Raw genomic sequence first — 21,050 nt, 5'->3', positions numbered from 1 at the left:
AAATGGAATTACCAAAATTCATATTAGGAGACAATACAGATTATCCTAATGCCATATTTATTATACATACTGAATTTCCTCGTTTTATTATTAATCTTGAAGATGATGAAGTAGAGTGGTTTGAAGAATTTGATCAGCACGATGAAAAGGAACTAGAAACTGAAACTGAAAACTATATTCAGCAAGCTACAGACTTTTACGATAGAGAAATTGCGAGATACGACGATTAATGCTAGAACAACTTATACAGTACGACAAAGAACTTTTTTTATACCTCAATAATTTAGGATCGGATACATGGGATAATTTATGGTTGGTAATTACCAATAAATTCACATCAATACCATTGTACGCTGTATTGTTGTTTACAATTTACAAGAAATTTGGCTTAAAAGCCTTGTTGTTAATGGTGTTTGTAATTGCAGGTATGATTGCGTTTACAGATCAAATGACCAATCTTTTTAAGGATACGATCCAACGACCGAGACCTTGTAGAGCACAAGGAGTTATGGATGTAGCGCGTTATATCGCACCGCGTTGTGGTAAATACGGTTTTTTCTCAGGTCATGCGTCTAACTCCATGTCAACCGCAATTTTTGCTGGCTTGCTATTACGGCCATATTTTAAGAACCTTATTTATGTGCTAATTATTTGGAGTCTAATTGTAGCCTATAGCCGTATTTATGTTGGGGTTCATTATCCTTTAGATCTAATCTGTGGATTAAGCTTTGGTGCTATTGCTGGCTTTGGCTTTTACAAGTTAAATTTATATCTTATAGATAGATTTATTTCAAAGTAAGCTTGTAAAGTTGATTTATTAATCGTGATTTGTGATCTCTATCAGAAAAGTTCAAATCATAAGTAGCCATAAATTCAATGGTGTAAAGCTTCGCTAATTCGTCAATCTTTTCAGGATTTGTTGTTGACGTTAATAATCTAAACTCTTTTTCTTTCGGAAGTTCTATACCCTCTTCAGTTTTAATACTGGGAATTTTTTTACCATAATTATAAAGAGCTTCGGGTGAAACACCATCTAAAGTGTAAAGCGGTATGTTATCTGATGCTAATTCAGAAAGTGGTTTGTAATCTGCTTGTGATTGCACTTGTGCTAAAGGTAAAACCAAAACACCTACGCTGAGCATAAACGCTATGACTAAATAGAACGTTGCTTTAATGTTTTTAGCTTTTAACTGCTTAAAAATGAAGAAGCCAATAATGGCTAAAACGATAGCTGAAACGATAAATCTTGCTAGAACAATTCCTGTTAAAAACGGTCCTAAAAAGAAACCAGCTATCCAAAAAAGTAGTGCTATAATGCCTATTAAACCAAATTGAAAATATACAGGAAACGTTTCTTTTTTATCCTTTAAATTCTTGAATTCACGAATTAAATACTCCATATAAAATCCAATATTTAAGGCTAATGGAATTAATACTGGCATTAAATAACGCGATTTCTTTTCAGGAATAACAGATAATAAAATAACGGCAAAAATCGTCCAAAAGAACGTGAAGCGATACGCTTTGAGATTAGTGACTCTTGTTTTTAAATAAGGATACAGCAAACTAATAAATGCAGGAACTGTCCACAAACCACTCTGAATAAAGAAGCTCCAGTAATAATAAAACGGTCTTACATTGTAACTGTGCCAATTTGAAGTTTCGCGTTGTGCAATGGCAGAAAAGGTTTCAGGGTCTGCAACTCTAACATGCAAGTACCACCAACCACCTAAAACAATTCCAAAGACTAAAAGGCTAACTAATTTTAAAAAATGAAGCGTTCCTCCTTTATATTTAAAAGCAACACCATACGCAATAATAAAAGGTAAGAAAAGGACGTAAAGGGAAACGGGCCCTTTAGATAACACCGAACCCGCTAAAAACAAGACAAAGAGTAAACTTCTTAGAATTGTAGTTTTTTGATTTTGGAACAGAATAAATAATTGATACAAGGCCATCAACATAAAACCATGCGTATAAATATCCCAAGGTGCCTCAATCGTAATACCTAGGATATAAAAAGAGGTCAATGCTATAAAACCATTGATTAAACTATGGGATTTAGTTAGCTCTAATTTTTTTGATATAAGGTAAGTTGAAATCCCAATACTTGCCACAAATAGTAGTGCTGGCCAGCGTAAAGCCAAAACAGATGTTATACCAAATATATAACCAAAAACAGCTGTAATCCAAGTGGGTAATGGTGGTTTTTGATAACGGGCTTCACCATTCATTGTGGTTAAAATCCAATTATTATCAGTGAGCATTTCTCTGGCAGAAATAAAATTTCGAGCTTCCATAATGGTCACCGGAATGGCATCTATAGTAAAACCGAGCATTACAATTACAAAAAGTAAAATACTGAGTATCGGATATTTTTCAATGAGTTTAATCATTCGTATGTCTAATTAAATAAGCGTTACGAGCGTAGATCACTAAACCAAATAAATGACCGACAAACAGTACAGGATCTTTTCTTATAATAGCATAAGTTAATATTAAACCTGCTCCAATTAAGCTCAAAACCCAAAAGCCCATAGGTAAAGTTGATTCTTTGTTGCGTTCAGAATGAATCCACTGATACACAAAACGCAGTGTGAATATGACTTGTGCTACAATTCCTAAAACCAATAACCATGTTGGAATATCGGCATTTTGAAAGAGTAATTCTACATCTATTTGATTGTTATTATAATAGAATACAACAATTAAAATGGGAACAATGAAAAGTAGATATTGTACAATCTTCGGGAATTTTTGCCACTGACCTTGTAGTTGTAAATTCCGAATGTATATGAAATACGTTAAACTCTGACCTAACATAATAGCAAAGTCTAAACGTAAATAACCATAAATAAATAGTAAAAATGAAGCAATTAAACTCAGCGTCCAAAAGGTTTTTGGAGTGATAACTTTACGTTGTTTTTCAGAAGTTATCCATTGTATAATAAGCCGAGAAGAAAATAGAATCTGGGCTAAAAATCCAATACTGTAAATTATCCAGTCTTTCAAATTAGAGCTTTTGTTTGCTTGATTTTGCTACCTCGTAATTGATATACTTTTTCTTCATCCACAGATATGCAAAACAATCCATTAAAGGCCCGAGTAATCGATTCCAAACTCCAAATTTTGCTGTACCAGCCATTCTAGGAAAATGTTGCACCGTAATCTGTGTGACACGTCCGTGTTGTAGCATAATCATTGCTGGTAAAAAACGATGTAACCCTCTAAACATAGGAATCCGTTTTGCATAATCGGATCTTATAACTTTAAGAGGGCAGCCAGTATCGTCCATGCCGTCGTGTGTAAAAGCACGACGTATTCCGTTGGCAATTTTAGACGACATATTCTTAACAAATGAATCTTTTCGGTTAGAGCGTACACCTGTAACCAATTCATAAGAATTTATATGTTCTAAAAGGATATTAAAATCTTCAGGAGCGGTTTGTAAATCAGAATCGATATAACCAACCAGTTCTGAATCCACATGATCAAAACCTGCTTTTATCGCAGCACTTAATCCTCTATTCTCTTTAAATAAGATGTATTCAAAAGCGTCGTTACGTTCGCAAATAGCTTCAATTAAAACTTGACTATTATCGCTAGAGCCATCATTTACAAAGAGTATAGACGTTGTAACCGTAGCGATTTTAAGATATTTTAAAAGTTCCGATTCTACACGTTCTAAATTTTCCTCTTCATTATAAACGGGAACTATAATAGTGAATTGATACGTCATGCGTTATATTGCTTTGTCGGCACAAAAATATCGTTTTTTTGTGTTACAGCGCAAATCTTATGATTTAAAGTAAATGGTATTACTCTGTAGATTCCATTTTTAGTCTTATGTCATTTGTTATTTTCTGTAATTCTAAATTCTCAGGGGCTTTCATTTCGTTTTTTACCGCTTCAACATACTCTGGGAAATCTCTAAATTTTAGCGCTAAAAGTGTTTCCGATTTTATGAAGAAAAACAAGATACCAACGGCAGAAATTATAGTAAGACGAATTAAAAGTGTTTTGTAAAATCTATTTTTATGTGTGAAAAATTTAAAAATAACAACAGTAACTATAGGTAATACGCTAGCTAACCCTATCAGTAAAATGATATTACCATAAGGCCATCTTTGAAATTTGAATAGAATACTTATTGAGAGTATTGATAAAACAAGTCCGGTTCCCATAGCACCAATTACGCGTAATATGCTAATGTCTTTGTAAGCTTCCTTTTTAAATAAATTTCTAAATCTAATTTGATTTAAAAGCCCGAAGCTAAAAACAAAGTAAAGCATTGATAATAGTAGCGTCAATAGCGTAATAAGTAGAGCTGCATAAGGATACGTAAAGCATAATCGCAATACCATTAATAGGAGTATCGCTAAACCAATACTAATTTCAATCTGTTTCATTATTTTGAGTAGTTGTTTTGATGCGCCAATTAAAGAGAAAGCAAATACTCAGCAGCAGCAAATGGAGTTGTTTTTCCAACTTCAACCAGTTTGATTTGTAAAGGCAATTCTATTTTAATTTTAGAAGCGTTATAAAAATCAGACTTCAAACGGTCTTCAATGGTTTGCAGTAACCAAAATTTATTCTGATTGTTTCTGTTGGTTTCAAAATAGTGATTCTCTGACGTGGTTTTGATATAATCTTCAATCATGTTCCAAACTTCAGCTATGCCTTCGCGTTTAAGTGCGCTACATAACGATACTTTTGGAGACCATTCAGAAGACTTAGCAGGATATAAATGCAACGCCCTATTAAATTCTACCTTAGCTAATTTAGCGGCTTTTAAATTTTCACCATCAGCTTTATTAATCACAATAGCATCGGCCATTTCTATAATACCGCGTTTTATACCTTGTAGTTCATCTCCGGCACCAGCTAACTTTAATAGTAAAAAGAAATCAACCATACTATGTACAGCGGTTTCACTTTGTCCGACTCCAACAGTTTCAATAATAATGGTATCAAAACCTGCTGCTTCACATAGAATAATCGTTTCACGTGTTTTTCTAGCCACTCCTCCTAAAGAATTTCCAGAAGGAGAAGGGCGTATAAACGCATTTTCATTCTTAACCAAATCCTCCATACGAGTTTTATCTCCCAAAATACTACCCTGACTTAGACTACTACTAGGGTCTACGGCTAAAACCGCTACTTTTTTTTGTAAAGTCGTGAGGTGAATTCCAAAAGCTTCGATAAAGGTGCTTTTTCCAACACCAGGAACACCTGTAATTCCTATTCTAATAGATGTATTAGCATAAGGCAAGCATTTGGTTATGATCGCGTTTGCCTTTTTAGAATGTGAAGGATTGGTACTTTCAATTAAGGTAATTGCTCTACTTAAAGCCGTTATATTTCCTGAAAGAATCCCAGAAACTAAATCATCGACTGAAATGGTTTTTTTTCGATTCGCTTTTATGATTTTGGCAACATTAGGACTTAAACTATCTGGTGATTGAACACCATCTTGTTCATGCAAAGCAGATTTGTATGTCTTGTTTTTATTTGCCACCTAAAGTCCGTTTATTTCTCTGTTCTTGCTTTCTTAAGTTCAATAGGAACTTCAATTAGCGTATTATCCCAAGCCATAGTTAAATTGAGATGGCCTGTTTTATTATCAAAAGCAATGGTAAAACGCTCTACAGTAACGTCTAATTGTTGTGTTGGCACTTGAAATTCAAGCGCATCGTAATTAGGATCCCACATCGGTTCCATTTTTTCATCAACTCCCCAATCATACTGTTTAGAGTTAAACATTACTTTCCATTTGTCTTTCATTGGTACGGTCCAAATCGTATATTTTCCTTTCTTTAATTCTAAACCATCAATAATAAGTGATTGGTTAGTTTCAAAAGTAGTCGCTTCATTTGCTCCTGTTCTCCAAACTTTATCAAATGGCACTAATGCTCCAAAAACATCACGATCGCGTTTAGAAGGTCTGTTGTATTGAACCTTTATATTTAAATCGTTAAGCGTAATTTCTGCAGAATCTTTCGGACTCAATCGCGGTGAAAAAATGTTTTCAACAAATGCAGAATATAATAGCAAGCCTAATGCTAAAATGGATAAGATAATCAGGAGGCGTTTTAACATAGTTGTTAATCTTAAATAATTTGGGTTAAATTATAATGCAAACTTATGCATTCAAGATTTAAAGATAATTCAAATCCCTAACTTTATGGATGTCAAACGTTGAATTTTATGGAAATCTTATAAAATCGAAAATATTTTGAAGATTCTTGCAACACTTCAATTTTTGTGTCGTCTTTAAGGTGTAACCAATCAAAACCAAAACCAAAATCAGTACGTTTCAAATTCATATTGTTGAAAAATGCAAACAGAACGATAGACAAGCGCAAATGCAATTGTACAATCAATACTGTAACGGCATGTTAATTATTGCACTTCGATTTGTTAAAGATAGAATGGAGGCCGAAGATGTTGTACAAGAGGCGTTTATAAATGCGTTTTCAAAATTAGAACATTTTAAAGCTGAAGTCAGTTTTGGAGCCTGGTTAAAACGTATTGTTATCAATAGATGTATTGATGTTTTAAAATCGAAACACCAACGTTTGATTGCATTAGAAGAACATCACTTAAGTGTGATTGATGATGATAATGAGAAGGATTGGACCGTTGAAGACGGTATTACAGTTGATGACGTAAAATTAGCGATTGAGGCTTTGCCTGAAAAATACAGGTTTGTAGTGCTCTTGTATTTAATAGAAGGTTACGACCATAAAGAAATATCTGAAATTTTAAGTATTTCTGAAATCGCCTCTAGAACGCAATTATCGCGAGGAAAACAAAAATTAAAGGACGCATTAAAATTAGAAAAAGATGGCACAAGATCTTAGAAATTTATTTGAAGAAGACTCAAAAGATCAGCAGACAAAAATGTCTGAAGATCATGAAGCCCGTTTTCTTAAGAAATTAGAAAATGAGTTTCCAAAGCAGCAAAAATCAACTAACAGATTTGGCATTTTAAATATTGCAGCAAGTGTTGTGCTGCTGTTAGGAGTAAGCTATGGTGGGTATCAGTATTTTCAGGTTCCTACAAAAATAGTTGAACCAATTAAAGTTGTTGAGACCGAACTAAAATCCTTAGGTGATGTGTCTCCAGACTTAAAAAAGGTGGAAGATTATTACTTAGCCAGCATTAATTTAGAATTGTCTAAAGTGCAACTCACCCCAGAGAATAAGGAATTATTTGATGGTTATGTGGAACGACTGAAAGAGCTAAACGATGAATACAAAGCCTTAACTATAGAGCTAAATGCCAATGGTCCCAATGAATCTACATTAGATGCATTAATTAATAATTTAAAATTTAGACTCAATTTAGTGATGCGACTAAAAGATAAATTACAAGAGTTTAATGACGATGCCTTTTCTGAAGAACGTGTTTAAAATCGAGTCAGTCTAAGTACGGTCAAAGTAGTATAAAATCAATCAATCAATCAATCAAATTAAATCAAAAAACGAACAGATTTTACTCAGTTTAACTGGGTATGTCAAAAAAAATCAAGACTTATGAACACCATTAGAATTTTAGTAATGTGCCTTTTAACCACGTTTGGTTATGCACAAAAAAAGATGACTAAAACATCACAATCTATCAAAGTGAACAAAGAGGTAGTTGTCGATTTAAACACCAGTTATGTTGAAATAGAAATAGATACATGGAACAAAGATGTGGTGGAGGTTGAGGCTTATATTGAAGGTGATAAATTATCTGATGCCGAATTAAAACAAGCTTTAGAAAACTGGAATTTAAAAGTAGAAGGCTCTAGTAATAGGGTGCTTATATCTTCAACAGGAGGAAGTAGTTCTAGTTTATTTCCGCATTCAGAATATTCTAATGCTTTAAAAGAATTAGAATACCGATTAATCGAATTACCAGAAATGCCAGAAATGCCAATGATGCCAATGTTACCAGAAATGGTAGAAATACCAATGGTGCCAGAGATGCCAGAAATGCCAGTGATGCCAAAGTTACCGACCTTACCAAAAGGCATTATGACTATAGAATTTGATTATGATAAATATCAAAAAGATGGAGAAAATTACTTAGCAGAATGGAGTAAAAAGTATGAAAAGAAGGGTGGTAAGGAATTTCAGAAAAAAATGGAAGACTGGGCACGGAAATTTGGGGAGTCAGGATACCAAGAAAAAATGCAAAAATGGGGAGAACAGTACGGTGAACGTTTTGAAGGGAAATGGGCCAAAGATATTGAGAAATGGAGTGAGAAATTTGGCGAAAAGTACGGTAAGGATATGGAAAAATGGGGAGAAGAATTTGGAGAGAAATTCGGGAAAGAATGGGAAGAAAAAATGGCAGCTTGGGGAGAAAATTTAGCGAAACAAATGGAGGAGCGCTCTGAAGCCTTGGAGAAGAGAGGAGAGTCACTAGAAAAACGACAAGAAGCACTTGCTAAAAAACATGAATATTTGGCGGATAAAAGAGCGTCTATTTTGGTGAAGCGATTAGAATCAGGAAACAATAGCAAAGTAAGAAAAGTGATTAAAATAAAAATCCCCAAAAAAGCCAAACTAAAGACCAATATTAGACATGGTGAATTAAAAATAACATCTGCAATACATAATATGAAAGGTGATATTTCACATTCATTTTTAGTAGCAGAATACATTGATGGAAGCGAGACTTCCATCAATGTATCCTATTCTCCAGTAATGGTAAATACATGGAATTTAGGAACTTTAAATCTCAATTTTGTAGATAAAGCTCAGATTAAAACGGCTCAAAATTTAGTGCTGAATTCTAAATCGTCTAATGTAACAGTTGGCAATTTAATAGACACGGCTATTATTGATGGTAGTTTTGGGGATTTAACCATTTCTAATTTAAGTGCGACTTTTAAAAATCTCAATTTGGTTTTAGAAAATAGTGATGCGCTTATTAATTTGCCAAAAGATATAGATTATACCCTTTATTTTAAAGGCAACCGTTCTAAGTATAATAATAAAGCAACGACGCAAAAAACACTTCGTAATTATCCTAATGGACAGAATTCTAACCGAAATATTATGGTCAATGCTAAGTTTAGTAATGTGATTATTAATTAAAGCGTAATTATAATGTCAGGTTGCGTGTCGTTGACATCTAATTGTTTATTGACTGCGACGAATCTTCGATTTTTAATTTATTATTAAACTCACATTCAGTTTTCCAAGAGATAGATTTTCTATTTTTATGGAAATTTTGTTTTTATGTCATTTCTCACTTTCGAAGCCTTTTTAAAATCACTCCAACCACATTCGTTGTTGGATGCTGATCGTACTTCTAACGATTTTATTACACTCGATTTATCAATTCATAATCCGGAATTAAAAGCTGTTAACGTGTCTTCTTCAGATGATTTAGAACATTTTATTTGGAAGCATATTAAAACCAATACTGCTAAAATCGCTTATGGAGGTTATTTGGAAAAACGTGGCATCTACCAACGTAGCACCTATTTTAATCAACAAAATCCTGAGGAAGAACGCAATATTCACTTAGGTATGGACTTATGGATAGAGGCTCATACTCCAATTTACGCTCCTTTAAATGGAACGATTCATAGTTTTAAAAACAATACCAATCATGGAGATTATGGACCAACGATTATTTTAAAGCATCATATTGAAGGCCTTGAATTTTATACCCTATATGGGCATTTAAGCTTGGCATCAATTCAAGATTTAGAAGTTGGAGTAGAAGTAACCCAAGGAGACCAAATTGCAACACTAGGAACAGCGGAGGTTAATGGTGATTATCCTCCTCATTTACACTTTCAGATTATAAAAGATATTCAAGATTTTAGCGGAGATTATCCAGGTGTGAGTAATCAACTCGATTTAGCCTTTTATAAAGACAACTGTCCTGATCCTAATTTACTTTTAAAGTTGTCTTAGCTTTTTCTTCGCTTTTCAGAAGTTTTATAAATCCATTCCGCAATAAAGCATAAAGCAATAATTGCCCCAGAAACGAGCACACCTGTAAGGTTCGATTTGTACTGTTGATTAATTAAAATCACCAAAGCTAATATGCAAAGCGTACATCCAACGATGGGAATTATTTTATTACTACTCGTGTCTTTAGAGGTTTTAAAACCCACAAGATTAACGATGCCAAAAATGATGATGAATCCAACGCTTCCGGCTGTAGATATACTTTCTAAATCTAAAATATTCACTAAAACTAAAGTTGCAATAGCTGTGACTAGTAAACCAATAGGTTGATTCCACAGTTTAGATGTAAAGTGATGTGGTAATTCGTCATCTTCTGCAATTTCAAAATTAACACGACTACCTCCATACAACGATGCATTGATGGCAGAAAATGTAGAGATTAATGCTGCAATGGTTATAATAGTAAAGCCTATTTGACCTAACATCGGTTTTGCTGCTTCTGCCAACACATAATCTTCTGCCGTGGCAATGGTGTCAAAAGGCAATGAGCCAACAGTGACTATGGCAATGATTATATACAACACAATTACGAAAATGACAGAGCCATAATATGCCCTTGGGATGTTCTTTTTAGGGTTGATAATATCTGGAGCCGCATTCGCAATAAGTTCAAAACCTTCGTAAGCCACAAAAATCACCATACCTGCTGCAAATAATTGTACTGGAGATTCCCAATGCGAAATGGCCAATTGTGATAGGTTAGGGTTTCCGATGAGACCATAAGCACCAACACCTATAAAGCCAAAAAGTATAATCAGTTTTATGATCACAGCATAAGACTCTATCTTTCCTACGACAGCAATACTATAATAATTTATGGCAGTGGCAAGGATGATAATGGCGCTTGCATAAATATGAAAATCGACTGTTTTGTTTGAGGTCAACTCTAATAAATTAGGTGCATACGATCCAAAAGCAGAAGCGTAGAGCGAGAGCATAATAATATAGCTAATCCAGAGTAAGTTATTAATGGCTCCACTAAAAATAGACACGCCAAATCCTTGGTTGATAAACTTTACGGTGCCTCCTCGGTCCGGATAGTGTTGCGATAGTTTTACGTAGCTATACGATGTAATTAAAGCCAAAAGTCCAGCAAATAAAAAGGCTACAGGAGTTCCGCCATGTGCGATAGAAACGGCTAAACCGAGAACGGCAAAAATACCACCACCAACCATACCACCTATACCAATAGAAATCGCGTCTTTTAAACTTATTTTATCTGCCATGTTAAAAGAACTGATTCGTTATTTGAAGGAGGATTTAAAAGTGATTCATAAACTATAGTATTTATGTGTTGTGAATTGCCTTAGATGTGTTTATCGTTTTAGAGGCTACGACATGCCCTAAATAGAAACCAATAATAGCAAATAGCCCATCCGAAAGTGTAAACCAAAGTTCTTTAGGTAGCATAACAATATTAAAAAATGTAGCAGCAAGCATTAGCGCTCCAACAATATAACTTGGTATCCTACTTTTTTTAGAAATTAAAGCAGCCACAAACATACCTGTAACAATACCTAAAAAGTGGGCAATGACTACAAATATCTTTGCACCCATTGGTATTTTATCCATGTTACTGCTAAGCCATTCTAGATCCATCGCATTGGCTCCTTCGGGCAGAGGGAATAGACTTTGACCAATTAGAGATTCAAAGATATAAACCGTTACAGATGCTGCAATAAAACCAATTATGGTTGCTAATATATTTCTCATTATGGACGTTGGTTAGTTATAATAAATTCAGTTTATGCTTAAAAGGTATGACATATTATAAGGTTTCCTTCAACCACTTAAAAAATTCGTGTTGCCAAACTAGTGCATTTTGAGGGTTTAATACCCAATGGTTTTCTTCAGGGAAATATAATAACTTACTTTTTAAACCTAGCAGTTGTGCCGTTTGGTACGCAGCTAATCCTTGCTCAATTGGCACACGATAATCTTTTCCACCTTGAATAATTAACATCGGAGTATTCCATTCTGCCACCTTGTTTACAGGATTAAATTCATTATAAGCCTTTTGTGCAGCTTCATTGGTTGTATCCCAATAGTCGCCTCCAAAATCATGGTTCACAAAAAATAACTCTTCTGTTGTACCATACATACTTCTGGTATCAAAAACACCATCGTGAGAAATAAAAGTTTTAAAGCGATTGTTATGAATTCCTGCTAAGTAAAACACAGAATACCCACCAAAACTAGCACCAATAGCACCCAATCGGTCGTTATCTACATACGGTTCTTTTGCGATAGCATCAATAGCAGAAAGGTAATCGTCTATGACTTGGCCTCCCCAATCTTTACTGATGTCGGCATTCCATTTTACTCCATGTCCTGGCATACCACGACGGTTAGGTGCTACGACAATATAGCCTTGTGACGCCATGAGTTGGAAATTCCAGCGGTACGAATAAAACTGAGATAATGGAGATTGCGGACCACCTTGCGCATATAATAGCGTTGGATACTTTTTTGTAGCATCAAAATTAGGAGGTAAAATCACCCAAACTAACATTTGCTTGCCGTCTGTTGTAGTCACGTAGCGTTTTTCAACTTTAGGTAAATCGACACTATTGTATAAATCCTTGTTGATATTGGTTAGCTGGGTAAAGCTTTTCTTTTTTAGATTGAAACTATAAATATCAGCCGCATGGTTCATGTCTGTTCTTGTCACTAATAGCGTATTATCTTTTTGAGCGATAATACTAGTCACATCAAATTGACCTTCCGAAAGTTGTTCTACTACCGGAGCGATACGTTTTTTACCTGGATAATTCACTTTAAAAAGTTGAATAGTCCCATCTACAGCTGCTGTAAAATACACATGATTTCCATCGTTACTCCATGTAAAGCTTCTTACTGTGCCATCCCATTGTTGGGTTAAATTCTGTTTTATACCGTTGTTTAAAACAATGATGTCATTTTTATCACTTTCGTAACCATCGGTTTTCATTTGTAACCAAGCTAGCGCTCCAGTTGATGAGAACGCAGGATTAGTATCATATCCTTTGTTGTCCTCTGTAATATTCTCCGTGGTTTTAGTGGCTAGATTGTATTTGTAAATATCCGTATTGGTACTGGTAGCATAGGCTTTACCTTTTAGTTTTTTGCTGACGTAGTAAATCGCTTTGCTGTCTGGCGACCAGATATAATCTTCATCACCACCAAATGGTTTTTGTGGGGTGTGGAAAGGTTCGTTAGGCATAATGTCAATGCCTGTGGCATCTTCTGATCCTACTTTTTTATAAAACAAATGGTTGAAGCTACCATCGCTCCAAGTATCCCAATGGCGAATATCTAAATCTGAAAATATATACACATCAGATTTGTCTAGATTCTTATAAACGTCTGTGCCTTTAATCGCTTCAATTTGAACCTCAGTATTAAACAATTCATGGTTGCCATCTGTCGATACATTTTTGTCTGTAGCTTTAACATCTTCCTCTTTTATTTCAACGATAGCACCACCGTCTACAGGCATTTTAAAGTACTTGGAATCGTAACTATTGTCTTCAATGTTTGGTGTTTTTACAGTGAAAAATAGGGTTTTTCCTTCGCTATCTAGACCCACAACACTAAGGCGTTCTACTTGCCATAATAATTCTGGAGTCATGGTTTTTTGTGCGATCATTAGGTTGCTTGTCAGGATTACTGTGAAAATAAGGAGGGTGTTTTTCATAATGGCTATTTCAATAATTTGCAAGTGTAAAGTTAAGAAGATTTTTCCATTGCATCGAATCGTAGCGTAAGACTTCTGTGGTTGTGTAACAGGTTTATGAGTTGAGTTAATGTGTGAATTATTAGTGATTTGGGGTAAAACCGCTCAATACCTTGATATGACTCGCTTTAACCTTGCTTTAACCATAGTATAAGCATGCTATAACCACGCTATAACCTGTATTTTGAGATGTGTGTGTGTTGCATGAAAAAGGGAGCATTTTAGTATAATGCTATTTTGACTTGATGAGTTAAGTGATTAATTTGGAAAGGCAGTTTAACAGCTCATTTTACTATAACGGAAATGTGATTCCTACCGCCATAGCTCCAACAAACTGCTTAACTGAAGGTTGAAAGTAATAGGTAAATCCTAAATCGACATTATTGTTTTTTCCTAATTCTAGTCCGAATGCAATAGGGATGTGATAGATGATACCGCCTTTATCACTATAATCGTAGTATGTGAAGGTTTCAAATTTACCGATAGACGCTCCTATTCCTAGTTCAAGATAGGGTGCTACCCAAGGAATTGGTGCTCTAAGTCTCGCTTTTCCGCCAAGTAAAAAGGCTTTTGATTCCGCTATTTCATTCGTAGGGTTGTTATTTAAATCTTTACCATTGGAATTTGTTATGATCATACCAGCATAAGGTCTTAATTCAAACCAAGAACGGACTTTTAGAACGAGTTCTCCTTGTAATAAAAGACCACGATCAGCTACGTCATCCATGCTATCATAAGGTACACTAATGCCTAATCCGATGAGGGCATTTATTGATTTTTCCTTTCTAAAATGTGCGCTTACGATGTTTGAGGTAAGAAGGACTAAGAGGATTATTAGTGCTTTTTTTATGAGGTGTGGTTAAGTTTTAGTGTAGGAATGGTTAGCTGTTTTATGGAACTAATTTAAGGGATGAAATTTAATAGATAACGTAGTGAACTGGAATCGTTGTCCAAGGAAAGAGCAAAAAAACAGCATTAATTTCCGTGTGTAATAAGCTACTAAAAAGGCCTTTGCTATAGCTAAATCGGGATTAATATATGATGGAAATTATAAAAGTACTTTAGTGAAAAATTAATGAGTTTTTACTTGTTTTTTAGCATAGTACTTTGTTAGACACTATAATTAGTTTTTATTTATATACATTTCATTCAAATATCCTGTCCAACTTCCATATTTTACTTTGAAATATCCATCTTCTTTTTTGATTATTTGAATTTTTGCGTTCGCTGGTATTCTAGCGACAATTTCAGCTAATGGATTTGGTTCTGTTCTTAGTTTTGCAACCATTACGGTTTTCGAGTTCCCTGTTGTTGGATAATAAGTTGAAATTGGCTTTTCTTGTGAATAATCGATGGAAGTTTTTTCACTAGACGAAATATACATTTCATTCAAATATCCTGTCCAACTTCCATATTTTACTTTGAAATATCCATCTTCTTTTTTGATTATTTGAATTTTTGCGTTCGCTGGTATTCTAGCGACAATTTCAGCTAATGGATTTGGTTCTGTTCTTAGTTTTGCAACCATTACGGTTTTCGAGTTCCCTGTTGTTGGATAATAAGTTAAAATTGGCTTCTTTAATCGATTGTTTACTGTGGAATTGTTTGTTCTAGAAGGATAATTTATTCTGGTGTCAGGAATAATATAACCTTTTTTACCAGTCCAGGGATTTATATTTGGTTTGGTTGAGTAGTTGTCTCTATTAGTATTATTTTTGTTAGTTCGGTAATGTGATTTTACATATGTTCCGTCACTTCGATAATAGCCATTAACTTTATGGTGATTAGGATTTACTTGGCAATAACTGATAAAGAAAGAAACTAAAGCAAATAATATTAAATAAATTCTCATTGTTGATTGTCTTATGGTGGCTAACGGTTTTGTATAAGATTAGTTGCGTGTTTTAAGCTCTAAAGTAAGCAAATAAATCACGGATAGAAAATCCGCAAGGATTTTCGTAAGTAGGCTAGAACTAGCAATAAATTACATACGGTGTTAGCCACAGTTTTTATATTTTTTCTAATAAGTTTATACTTGTTATTGGAACAAAAGGATAGCATTTCGTTAAAATTATAGATAATTTATTTTGAAGCTCACCTTCATTTTTAAATTTATCCAACGCTGGAAAAATTTCTTTAATCATATCTACAATTTTGTGTCCTTGCATTTTTACATACCATTCAGGAACTTCGAGATATTTTTTATTTAAATATTCTAAATATACTTTTTTGGAATCATATTTATAAGCTGGAAATTTTTTTTCAAATTCATTAAAAAAGTAAGAGGTTAATTGCTGAAGTTTATCTTCGTTCTCTGTTCCAATCATAAATTGATTGTATGTTATATCCAAACCTATTTTCTGACAAATTCCGTGAGCATTTCCCATATCTATGAGAAGACATAAAATGTAAATTGGGTCTAAAATAAAGTTTTCTACACTGTACCTCTCGTTAAGACCGTGCACATAAACATTACTTTTGGGTTTATTTGTCAAATCCCAATCCACAATTCCATATGCTGTAGTATTACCTGACTTTCTTATTTCTTCAACAATTTTATAAACTTGAGAGCAATTGCTTTTGCCTGGGGAATTTGATATGAAGTATAATTTGTAATCTAAACTTTTGTTTTGCTGATGTTTGTCGTGTAAATTTTGAAAGTATAAAACATCAGTGGGGCTTTCAACAAAAACTTGTTTATGATTTTTATAGTCTATACTTAAAGTAGGAATAAAGCTTGTTAAAATCTTTAAAGCATCGTTTTTGGATATTTTTTTTAAACTTGTATTTTTTCCATTTGATAATTGGTATATACAGTTTTCAGGAGCTAACGCTATAGTGGACGGAGAATGCGTAGTTACTAAAACTTTTATGTTATAATTTTTAACGAACGTGTCTTGTAAGACATCAAGTAGTAATTTAGACATTTCAGGGTGTAAATGAGAATCAGGCTCGTCTAAAACTAATAATTCAGGAAATGTCATTTCAGAACCATAGTATTCGCTAACAAAAAGCTTTAAAATTAAACCAATTATTACTTTTTCTCCTGAAGATAAATCGTTGAATGGAATTTCTTGATTAGAAGATTTTTTATAAAGTTTGAAATCTATCGGTACTTCAATTGTAAATTCACTCTTTTCAATACCTTTAAAGTAGAAGTCCAGATTATGAAATTCTAAAATCTCATTTATTATTTTCCAAGGTGGTTTGAAATGTTTAGTAAATTCTTTATCTGAAATTGAATTGTTTTTTTCCCCTTCTTCCTTTTTGTAAAAATAATTTTTTCTGTTTAAATCTCTTCTTTTAGCATAGTTGTAAAAAACGAGCTCAATTTGGGAAGTAAACAAGTCATTTTCATCAATATAATGCTCTTCAATAGGTGTATTAAAAAAATCAGAATCAGTTAAGTCAGTTTCTTTTTTTCCTGTGCTTTTGCATAATTCTTCAATAAAACGGATAGTATTTTCATTTTCAGGAACAAATACTCTTCTTAAAGCATCTTTTTCCATATGAATTTTGACATCTGCAATTGGGGCAAGAACAGTCTGATTGTTTTCAGAATATAATTTTACGATAAGTTCTTTGTATTGTGGCTCTTCGCTTAAAAAAGTTCTTCTATTTTTCTGATTAATCGTGTTTTTTAAATTTTTGCTAAGAATAAATTGAATAAACTCTTTAGATGTATTTGAAAGCTGTTTATACTTCGTAAGATGTTTATGTATAATAGCTTTCCATTGGTCGTGTCCAATCGTTTTAGCATTTTCCTTTATAATTCCTTCTGATTGAATTTTGGTTAAAGTCGGTTCAATTTCGATTCTGACACTTATAACACTCGCATCATTCCTTGATTTTTTACTTAATAAATCCAAAAGTTGAGATTTCCCACTTCCATTTTTTCCTGTAATTAATGTGAAATCATTTAGTTCTTCACTAATGAACGGTTGGAGGGATTTATACTCATCACTTAAATTTATCTTCATTTATTGTAATTTTTTCAAATTGTGGCTAACGTTTATGTATAAGAATAGTTGCGGGTTTGTATGCGAGGATTTTCCGAAGGAAAATCAGACGTTACAAACACGCAACGACCTTTGATTAAGCACACTAATCCGCAATTATTTTTATACGGTGTTACCTGCAGGCTTTTCTACTGTTTCTTTTCAGATAGTTTTAAAATTGATTCTCCACCGGTATCAATAAATTCTATTTTTCGAGAACTTTCTTTAATTGAGTTTATTAATTCAGATTTAGCTTCATATTCAGCTGTTGATTCTTCTTCCTCCTCTGGTTCAGGTAGCGATTCAACTCTTATTTCTACATTAAAACCTTTATCAATTCTATTAGCTAATTTATTTAATGAAATTATTAATCCGTTCTCAAGTTCATTTTTTCTTCCATTTTCTCCTTCGTAATGTTCTGCAATAACTTCTTTCGCAATAGCCTTAATTTCATCTCGCATCATTCCATTCGCGTGAGTTTCGATAGATTTTGTTTTAGAAGCAGGAACTCCTTTTTCTTTTAATTGGTTTCTTAAAACCTTAATTTCGAGTATTTGTTTGTAATGATTTAATATTCTTTCGGTTGCTTTTGATAGAACGTCAGCTACTTGTAGACCAATAATTACATATAGAAGAAAATCACTTGAAGAAATTGTTTTTACTTTATATTCTTGCTTTTCACCAGTCACAGCCTCTGAAATATTATTAAGAATAAAATTTAACTCTCCGATTTCATTCTTTAATTCCGATAATTTGTTTTCCACATAATTTCTCGGAATAGTATAACCTAATTCACATTCTCCTTGTTCTAAATCTTCTTCTTCAATTCCTAAAGTTTTAAATCCAGTCAAAGTGCTTTTAGTTGCAGTTTGAAATGCTTGTAAATTATTAAAAATTGATTTTATATCCTCTAAAGCTTTTGCAGGTGTAATTGCATTCGATGAAAGTATTTCCTTAATTTCTTTTTTTAAAGGAATCCCAAATAATACATTTTCACTTATTTCTTCAATTATTTCTTTCCAACTAGGTGAATAATTATTGTATTCAGAATTCGCCAACGTTTCATATAGTTTATTTAAAGCACTTACTAAGTTCGTTTGATGTGCTGGTTGATTTGGTTGACTAACTTGATTCTGTAGATGGTCTCTAACTTGTTGTAAGAGTGTAACAATCTTTTCAGTTTTAATTAAATGGTCAAGGTCTTTTAATATTCTGTGTAGTCTTTCTACATTCATAGGTGTTGATTTTTTTGGCTTGCAGGTAACTTGTTATATGAATACAATCACTCATGTTGCCCCTTTTTTAATCCCGAATAACAAAATAAACAGCATTCCATTCTTAGTTTATAAAACTAAGAAAAACTTTACAAAGTTTAATACGTAACTTTACGTACATATCCATAAAAATAAGATAGTTATAAGACTTCTGATTACTGTTTTCCGTAATGCTATAAAAAAACGAATAGGTTGCTGAAAATTTTAGGTATTGTGTGTAAGCGTTGGGTGATTTTTGTAGCTATCTAGGTGATGGATACGATTATTGTAAATAGTATGATGTTTGGTTGTGATACTTCTCGATACATGCCGACAAATAGGTCGGAACACTCGAAGTGACGGTGGGAGGGTTTTATATGCGTTGGTACATAAGCTACATTTAGAAAGTCTGCGAGGATTTTGGTAAGTGGGCTAGGACTAGCAATTAATTTTATACGGTGTTGTGCATAGTAATTTATTTTGATAATTTCTAGTTTTAAACTAAAATCCAAATGTAAATATGTCATTTTATTATTGGTAAATATGACAATTTTTCAGAATTACGACAAGATTACAGAGAATATTGCCTGATAATTGCTAAAAAAAACCAATTAATCGATTTTGGTATTTTATTTGTTTAAAATGAAATGAAGTCGTAGAGATTTCAAATTTGAAATAATGTTTAATTTAAAATTTTGTAATTATGAACAATTTAGCAACTGTTCCTAAAAATGGAAGTTTAGCGAACAGCAATTCAAATCAAAACTTCCCAACGTTATCAAATTGGTTAGAAGACATTTTTAATAGAGACCTACCATCCGTATTTACTTCAAATTTTAATACTGGTATTACTTTACCAAAAGTAAATATTAAGGAAACTGTAGATGCTTTTATGGTAGAAATGGCTGTTCCGGGTTTAAAGAAATCAGATTTTCATATCAACCTGGATAATGAAATATTATCGATTTCCACAGAAACAAAGGAAGACAATGAACACAAGGAAGAAAACTACACTCGTAGAGAGTTTGGTTACTCCTCGTTCAAAAGAACCTTTAATTTACCAGAAAGTGTAAACGATGAAAAGATTAATGCTAATTATGAAAATGGTATTTTAAGTATTCTTTTACCAAAAAAAGAAGAAGCAAAACAAAAGCCTGCCAGAAGCATTAAGATTTCATAATTGTTTCACTAAATTTTAGAGTAAAATATTAAGTAGGGTGCTGATTTTTTCAGCATCCTCTTATTAATAATAAGTTTAATTCTTTAAAATTATAATGTTATGCCAAGAAAGTTTAGATCTGGGGAATGGGTAACAGTTAAAGGAAAACTTACTTCTCCAAAAATGCAAGTTATTAAATATGTTCCAAAAAAAGATTTCATATTTGGTTGGGTTGATAATGACACTTATTTGGAATGTGTTTGGTATAAAAATGGTGAACGAAATACAAAGGTGTTCCACCAAAACAATTTGATTAAAATGATAGAAACTGGTAGATTGTTCAAAACATTTAAAACAAATCCGAAATTAAGTTTGACTTAAAATATAAAGTAATGAAAAAGTATATTTTATTATTTATGGTTGGCTTGTTAAGTGTTAGTTGTAAAGGGCAAGAAAAAGAAACTAAAAAAGTTGAAAAAGAAGACACTAAAACTGATATAGGTGAAGCGCCTAAAGGCTCTTGGAAAGTTGATAAAGAATTTGATGAAAACGGAAATTTAATTAGATATGACAGTATTTATTCTTGGTCTTCCAACGATAAGTATGATAATCTCTCATTTTCTGATAAAGATAGTTTGATGCAATCTTTTAAATCACGATTTTTCTCAAACTATTCAGGATTTGAAAATCAAGGATTTTCTGATGTTTTTTCTCAAGATTCACTTTTCAGCAAACATTTCTTTAATGATGATTTTTTTGGAAGTAATTTTGGAAAGGACTTTATGGACATTGATAAATTAAGACAACAAATGATTGCGAGACAGAAGAAATTTTTAGAAAAATATCAATCGGAATTTAGCAAGCCTGAAGAGGTCGTCTAAAAACAATTTAGGCGACCTTTTAATTTTTAATCATGTTGGTTTTATTGTTAAGATACTTGATTA

The 21,050-nt window shown here is 33.0% G+C and carries 22 protein-coding genes and 1 pseudogene; 10 read left to right on the top strand and 13 right to left on the bottom strand.

Features of this window, described 5'->3' with window-relative positions:
• The first annotated feature begins 2 nt into the window (after window positions 1-2).
• Entirely contained in the window at window positions 3-230 is a 228-nt protein-coding gene (locus HM984_RS15230; protein ID WP_020896762.1) for a DUF8828 family protein, read from the top strand.
• Entirely contained in the window at window positions 230-799 is a 570-nt protein-coding gene (locus HM984_RS15225; protein WP_115810048.1) for a phosphatase PAP2 family protein, read from the top strand. Before HM984_RS15230 ends, HM984_RS15225 begins: the two co-directional genes overlap by 1 nt.
• Here the strand turns inward: HM984_RS15225 and HM984_RS15220 are convergent.
• The 6 genes from HM984_RS15220 to HM984_RS15195 all read right to left on the bottom strand — a co-directional run bounded on the left by HM984_RS15220 (window position 786) and on the right by HM984_RS15195 (window position 6,099).
• Entirely contained in the window at window positions 786-2,396 is a 1,611-nt protein-coding gene (locus HM984_RS15220; RefSeq protein WP_179349785.1) for an ArnT family glycosyltransferase, read from the bottom strand. The genes HM984_RS15225 and HM984_RS15220 overlap by 14 nt on opposite strands.
• Window positions 2,389-3,012 (bottom strand): lipid-A-disaccharide synthase N-terminal domain-containing protein, encoded by a 624-nt coding sequence (locus HM984_RS15215; RefSeq protein WP_020896766.1) that lies wholly within the window; start codon window positions 3,010-3,012, stop codon window positions 2,389-2,391. The genes HM984_RS15220 and HM984_RS15215 overlap by 8 nt, the downstream gene beginning before the upstream one ends.
• A gap of 1 nt (window position 3,013) precedes the next feature.
• Window positions 3,014-3,739 (bottom strand): glycosyltransferase family 2 protein, encoded by a 726-nt coding sequence (locus tag HM984_RS15210; RefSeq protein WP_179349784.1) that lies wholly within the window; start codon window positions 3,737-3,739, stop codon window positions 3,014-3,016.
• A 79-nt stretch (window positions 3,740-3,818) separates the two neighbouring features.
• A complete protein-coding gene (locus HM984_RS15205) occupies window positions 3,819-4,409 on the bottom strand; it encodes a hypothetical protein (RefSeq protein ID WP_179349783.1) in 591 nt (196 codons plus the stop codon).
• A gap of 29 nt (window positions 4,410-4,438) precedes the next feature.
• Window positions 4,439-5,518, bottom strand: coding sequence for a methylmalonyl Co-A mutase-associated GTPase MeaB (gene meaB, locus HM984_RS15200; protein WP_179349782.1), 1,080 nt, complete (start codon window positions 5,516-5,518; stop codon window positions 4,439-4,441).
• A gap of 11 nt (window positions 5,519-5,529) precedes the next feature.
• The gene (locus HM984_RS15195) at window positions 5,530-6,099 is read right to left on the bottom strand and encodes a DUF2911 domain-containing protein (protein WP_115810058.1); all 570 of its coding nucleotides are present in this window, start codon (window positions 6,097-6,099) and stop codon (window positions 5,530-5,532) included.
• 266 nt (window positions 6,100-6,365) lie between these two features.
• Here HM984_RS15195 and HM984_RS15190 point away from each other — a divergent pair, with 266 nt between their 5' ends.
• The 4 genes from HM984_RS15190 to HM984_RS15175 all read left to right on the top strand — a co-directional run bounded on the left by HM984_RS15190 (window position 6,366) and on the right by HM984_RS15175 (window position 9,924).
• Complete coding sequence (locus tag HM984_RS15190) at window positions 6,366-6,863, top strand: RNA polymerase sigma factor (protein WP_179349781.1); 498 nt, start codon at window positions 6,366-6,368, stop codon at window positions 6,861-6,863.
• On the top strand, window positions 6,847-7,416 hold the full coding sequence (locus HM984_RS15185) for a hypothetical protein (protein ID WP_179349780.1): 570 nt from the start codon (window positions 6,847-6,849) through the stop codon (window positions 7,414-7,416). The genes HM984_RS15190 and HM984_RS15185 overlap by 17 nt, the downstream gene beginning before the upstream one ends.
• A 123-nt stretch (window positions 7,417-7,539) precedes the next feature.
• Window positions 7,540-9,093 carry a hypothetical protein gene (locus HM984_RS15180; RefSeq protein WP_179349779.1) on the top strand — a complete coding sequence of 518 codons (1,554 nt, stop codon included), beginning with the start codon at window positions 7,540-7,542 and terminating at the stop codon, window positions 9,091-9,093.
• A 144-nt stretch (window positions 9,094-9,237) separates the two neighbouring features.
• Entirely contained in the window at window positions 9,238-9,924 is a 687-nt protein-coding gene (locus HM984_RS15175) for a peptidoglycan DD-metalloendopeptidase family protein (RefSeq protein WP_179349778.1), read from the top strand.
• On the opposite strand, the gene HM984_RS15170 is transcribed toward HM984_RS15175, so the two are convergent.
• From HM984_RS15170 to HM984_RS15155, 4 genes are all read right to left on the bottom strand, one after another.
• Window positions 9,921-11,207 carry an APC family permease gene (locus tag HM984_RS15170; protein ID WP_179349777.1) on the bottom strand — a complete coding sequence of 429 codons (1,287 nt, stop codon included), beginning with the start codon at window positions 11,205-11,207 and terminating at the stop codon, window positions 9,921-9,923. The two genes, HM984_RS15175 and HM984_RS15170, sit on opposite strands and share 4 nt — an antisense overlap.
• 61 nt (window positions 11,208-11,268) lie before the next feature.
• Window positions 11,269-11,694, bottom strand: coding sequence for a hypothetical protein (locus HM984_RS15165; protein ID WP_179349776.1), 426 nt, complete (start codon window positions 11,692-11,694; stop codon window positions 11,269-11,271).
• Between the two features lie 55 nt (window positions 11,695-11,749).
• The gene (locus tag HM984_RS15160; protein ID WP_179349775.1) at window positions 11,750-13,657 is read right to left on the bottom strand and encodes a S9 family peptidase; all 1,908 of its coding nucleotides are present in this window, start codon (window positions 13,655-13,657) and stop codon (window positions 11,750-11,752) included.
• Window positions 13,658-13,988: 331 nt separating this feature from the next.
• Window positions 13,989-14,423 carry a hypothetical protein gene (locus HM984_RS15155; RefSeq protein ID WP_218845062.1) on the bottom strand — a complete coding sequence of 145 codons (435 nt, stop codon included), beginning with the start codon at window positions 14,421-14,423 and terminating at the stop codon, window positions 13,989-13,991.
• Window positions 14,424-14,638: 215 nt separating this feature from the next.
• Here HM984_RS15155 and HM984_RS17950 point away from each other — a divergent pair.
• Window positions 14,639-14,772: pseudogene (locus HM984_RS17950) on the top strand (IS110 family transposase); the annotation flags it as partial.
• A gap of 47 nt (window positions 14,773-14,819) precedes the next feature.
• On the opposite strand, the gene HM984_RS15150 reads toward HM984_RS17950, so the two are convergent.
• From HM984_RS15150 to HM984_RS15140, 3 genes are all read right to left on the bottom strand, one after another.
• Entirely contained in the window at window positions 14,820-15,548 is a 729-nt protein-coding gene (locus HM984_RS15150; RefSeq protein WP_179349774.1) for an SH3 domain-containing protein, read from the bottom strand.
• 157 nt (window positions 15,549-15,705) lie between these two features.
• Window positions 15,706-17,676 carry an AAA family ATPase gene (locus HM984_RS15145; RefSeq protein WP_179349773.1) on the bottom strand — a complete coding sequence of 657 codons (1,971 nt, stop codon included), beginning with the start codon at window positions 17,674-17,676 and terminating at the stop codon, window positions 15,706-15,708.
• Window positions 17,677-17,843: 167 nt separating this feature from the next.
• On the bottom strand, window positions 17,844-18,929 hold the full coding sequence (locus HM984_RS15140; RefSeq protein WP_179349772.1) for a hypothetical protein: 1,086 nt from the start codon (window positions 18,927-18,929) through the stop codon (window positions 17,844-17,846).
• Between the two features lie 721 nt (window positions 18,930-19,650).
• Here HM984_RS15140 and HM984_RS15135 point away from each other — a divergent pair.
• The 3 genes from HM984_RS15135 (at window position 19,651) to HM984_RS15125 (ending at window position 20,987) form a co-directional block, all read left to right on the top strand.
• Window positions 19,651-20,127: an Hsp20/alpha crystallin family protein gene (locus HM984_RS15135; RefSeq protein ID WP_179349771.1), complete on the top strand. Its 477-nt coding sequence runs from the start codon at window positions 19,651-19,653 to the stop codon at window positions 20,125-20,127.
• 99 nt (window positions 20,128-20,226) lie between these two features.
• The gene (locus HM984_RS15130) at window positions 20,227-20,487 is read left to right on the top strand and encodes a YodC family protein (RefSeq protein WP_179349770.1); all 261 of its coding nucleotides are present in this window, start codon (window positions 20,227-20,229) and stop codon (window positions 20,485-20,487) included.
• Window positions 20,488-20,498: 11 nt separating this feature from the next.
• Complete coding sequence (locus HM984_RS15125; protein WP_179349769.1) at window positions 20,499-20,987, top strand: hypothetical protein; 489 nt, start codon at window positions 20,499-20,501, stop codon at window positions 20,985-20,987.
• Window positions 20,988-21,050: the final 63 nt, after the last annotated feature.

Origin of the sequence: Winogradskyella pacifica (assembly GCF_013403915.1) — a bacterium.
Taxonomy (GTDB): domain Bacteria; phylum Bacteroidota; class Bacteroidia; order Flavobacteriales; family Flavobacteriaceae; genus Winogradskyella; species Winogradskyella pacifica.
Note: the sequence above shows the minus strand (reverse complement) of the source record. Positions and strands in the feature narration are given on the sequence as shown.

Bases quoted from the DNA above. Each gene is read 5' to 3' on its own strand.
- HM984_RS15180 (WP_179349779.1), top strand. From the start codon at position 7,540: ATGAACACCATTAGAATTTTAGTAATGTGCCTTTTAACCACGTTTGGT.
- HM984_RS15190 (WP_179349781.1), top strand. From the start codon at position 6,366: ATGCAATTGTACAATCAATACTGTAACGGCATGTTAATTATTGCACTT.
- HM984_RS15160 (WP_179349775.1), bottom strand. From the start codon at position 13,657: ATGAAAAACACCCTCCTTATTTTCACAGTAATCCTGACAAGCAACCTA.
- HM984_RS15210 (WP_179349784.1), bottom strand. From the start codon at position 3,739: ATGACGTATCAATTCACTATTATAGTTCCCGTTTATAATGAAGAGGAA.
- HM984_RS15230 (WP_020896762.1), top strand. From the start codon at position 3: ATGGAATTACCAAAATTCATATTAGGAGACAATACAGATTATCCTAAT.
- HM984_RS15175 (WP_179349778.1), top strand. From the start codon at position 9,238: ATGTCATTTCTCACTTTCGAAGCCTTTTTAAAATCACTCCAACCACAT.
- HM984_RS15185 (WP_179349780.1), top strand. From the start codon at position 6,847: ATGGCACAAGATCTTAGAAATTTATTTGAAGAAGACTCAAAAGATCAG.
- HM984_RS15125 (WP_179349769.1), top strand. From the start codon at position 20,499: ATGAAAAAGTATATTTTATTATTTATGGTTGGCTTGTTAAGTGTTAGT.
- HM984_RS15220 (WP_179349785.1), bottom strand. From the start codon at position 2,396: ATGATTAAACTCATTGAAAAATATCCGATACTCAGTATTTTACTTTTT.
- HM984_RS15155 (WP_218845062.1), bottom strand. From the start codon at position 14,423: ATGGATGACGTAGCTGATCGTGGTCTTTTATTACAAGGAGAACTCGTT.
- HM984_RS15130 (WP_179349770.1), top strand. From the start codon at position 20,227: ATGCCAAGAAAGTTTAGATCTGGGGAATGGGTAACAGTTAAAGGAAAA.
- HM984_RS15170 (WP_179349777.1), bottom strand. From the start codon at position 11,207: ATGGCAGATAAAATAAGTTTAAAAGACGCGATTTCTATTGGTATAGGT.
- HM984_RS15165 (WP_179349776.1), bottom strand. From the start codon at position 11,694: ATGAGAAATATATTAGCAACCATAATTGGTTTTATTGCAGCATCTGTA.
- HM984_RS15135 (WP_179349771.1), top strand. From the start codon at position 19,651: ATGAACAATTTAGCAACTGTTCCTAAAAATGGAAGTTTAGCGAACAGC.
- HM984_RS15195 (WP_115810058.1), bottom strand. From the start codon at position 6,099: ATGTTAAAACGCCTCCTGATTATCTTATCCATTTTAGCATTAGGCTTG.
- HM984_RS15145 (WP_179349773.1), bottom strand. From the start codon at position 17,676: ATGAAGATAAATTTAAGTGATGAGTATAAATCCCTCCAACCGTTCATT.
- HM984_RS15205 (WP_179349783.1), bottom strand. From the start codon at position 4,409: ATGAAACAGATTGAAATTAGTATTGGTTTAGCGATACTCCTATTAATG.
- HM984_RS15140 (WP_179349772.1), bottom strand. From the start codon at position 18,929: ATGAATGTAGAAAGACTACACAGAATATTAAAAGACCTTGACCATTTA.
- HM984_RS15150 (WP_179349774.1), bottom strand. From the start codon at position 15,548: ATGAGAATTTATTTAATATTATTTGCTTTAGTTTCTTTCTTTATCAGT.
- HM984_RS15225 (WP_115810048.1), top strand. From the start codon at position 230: ATGCTAGAACAACTTATACAGTACGACAAAGAACTTTTTTTATACCTC.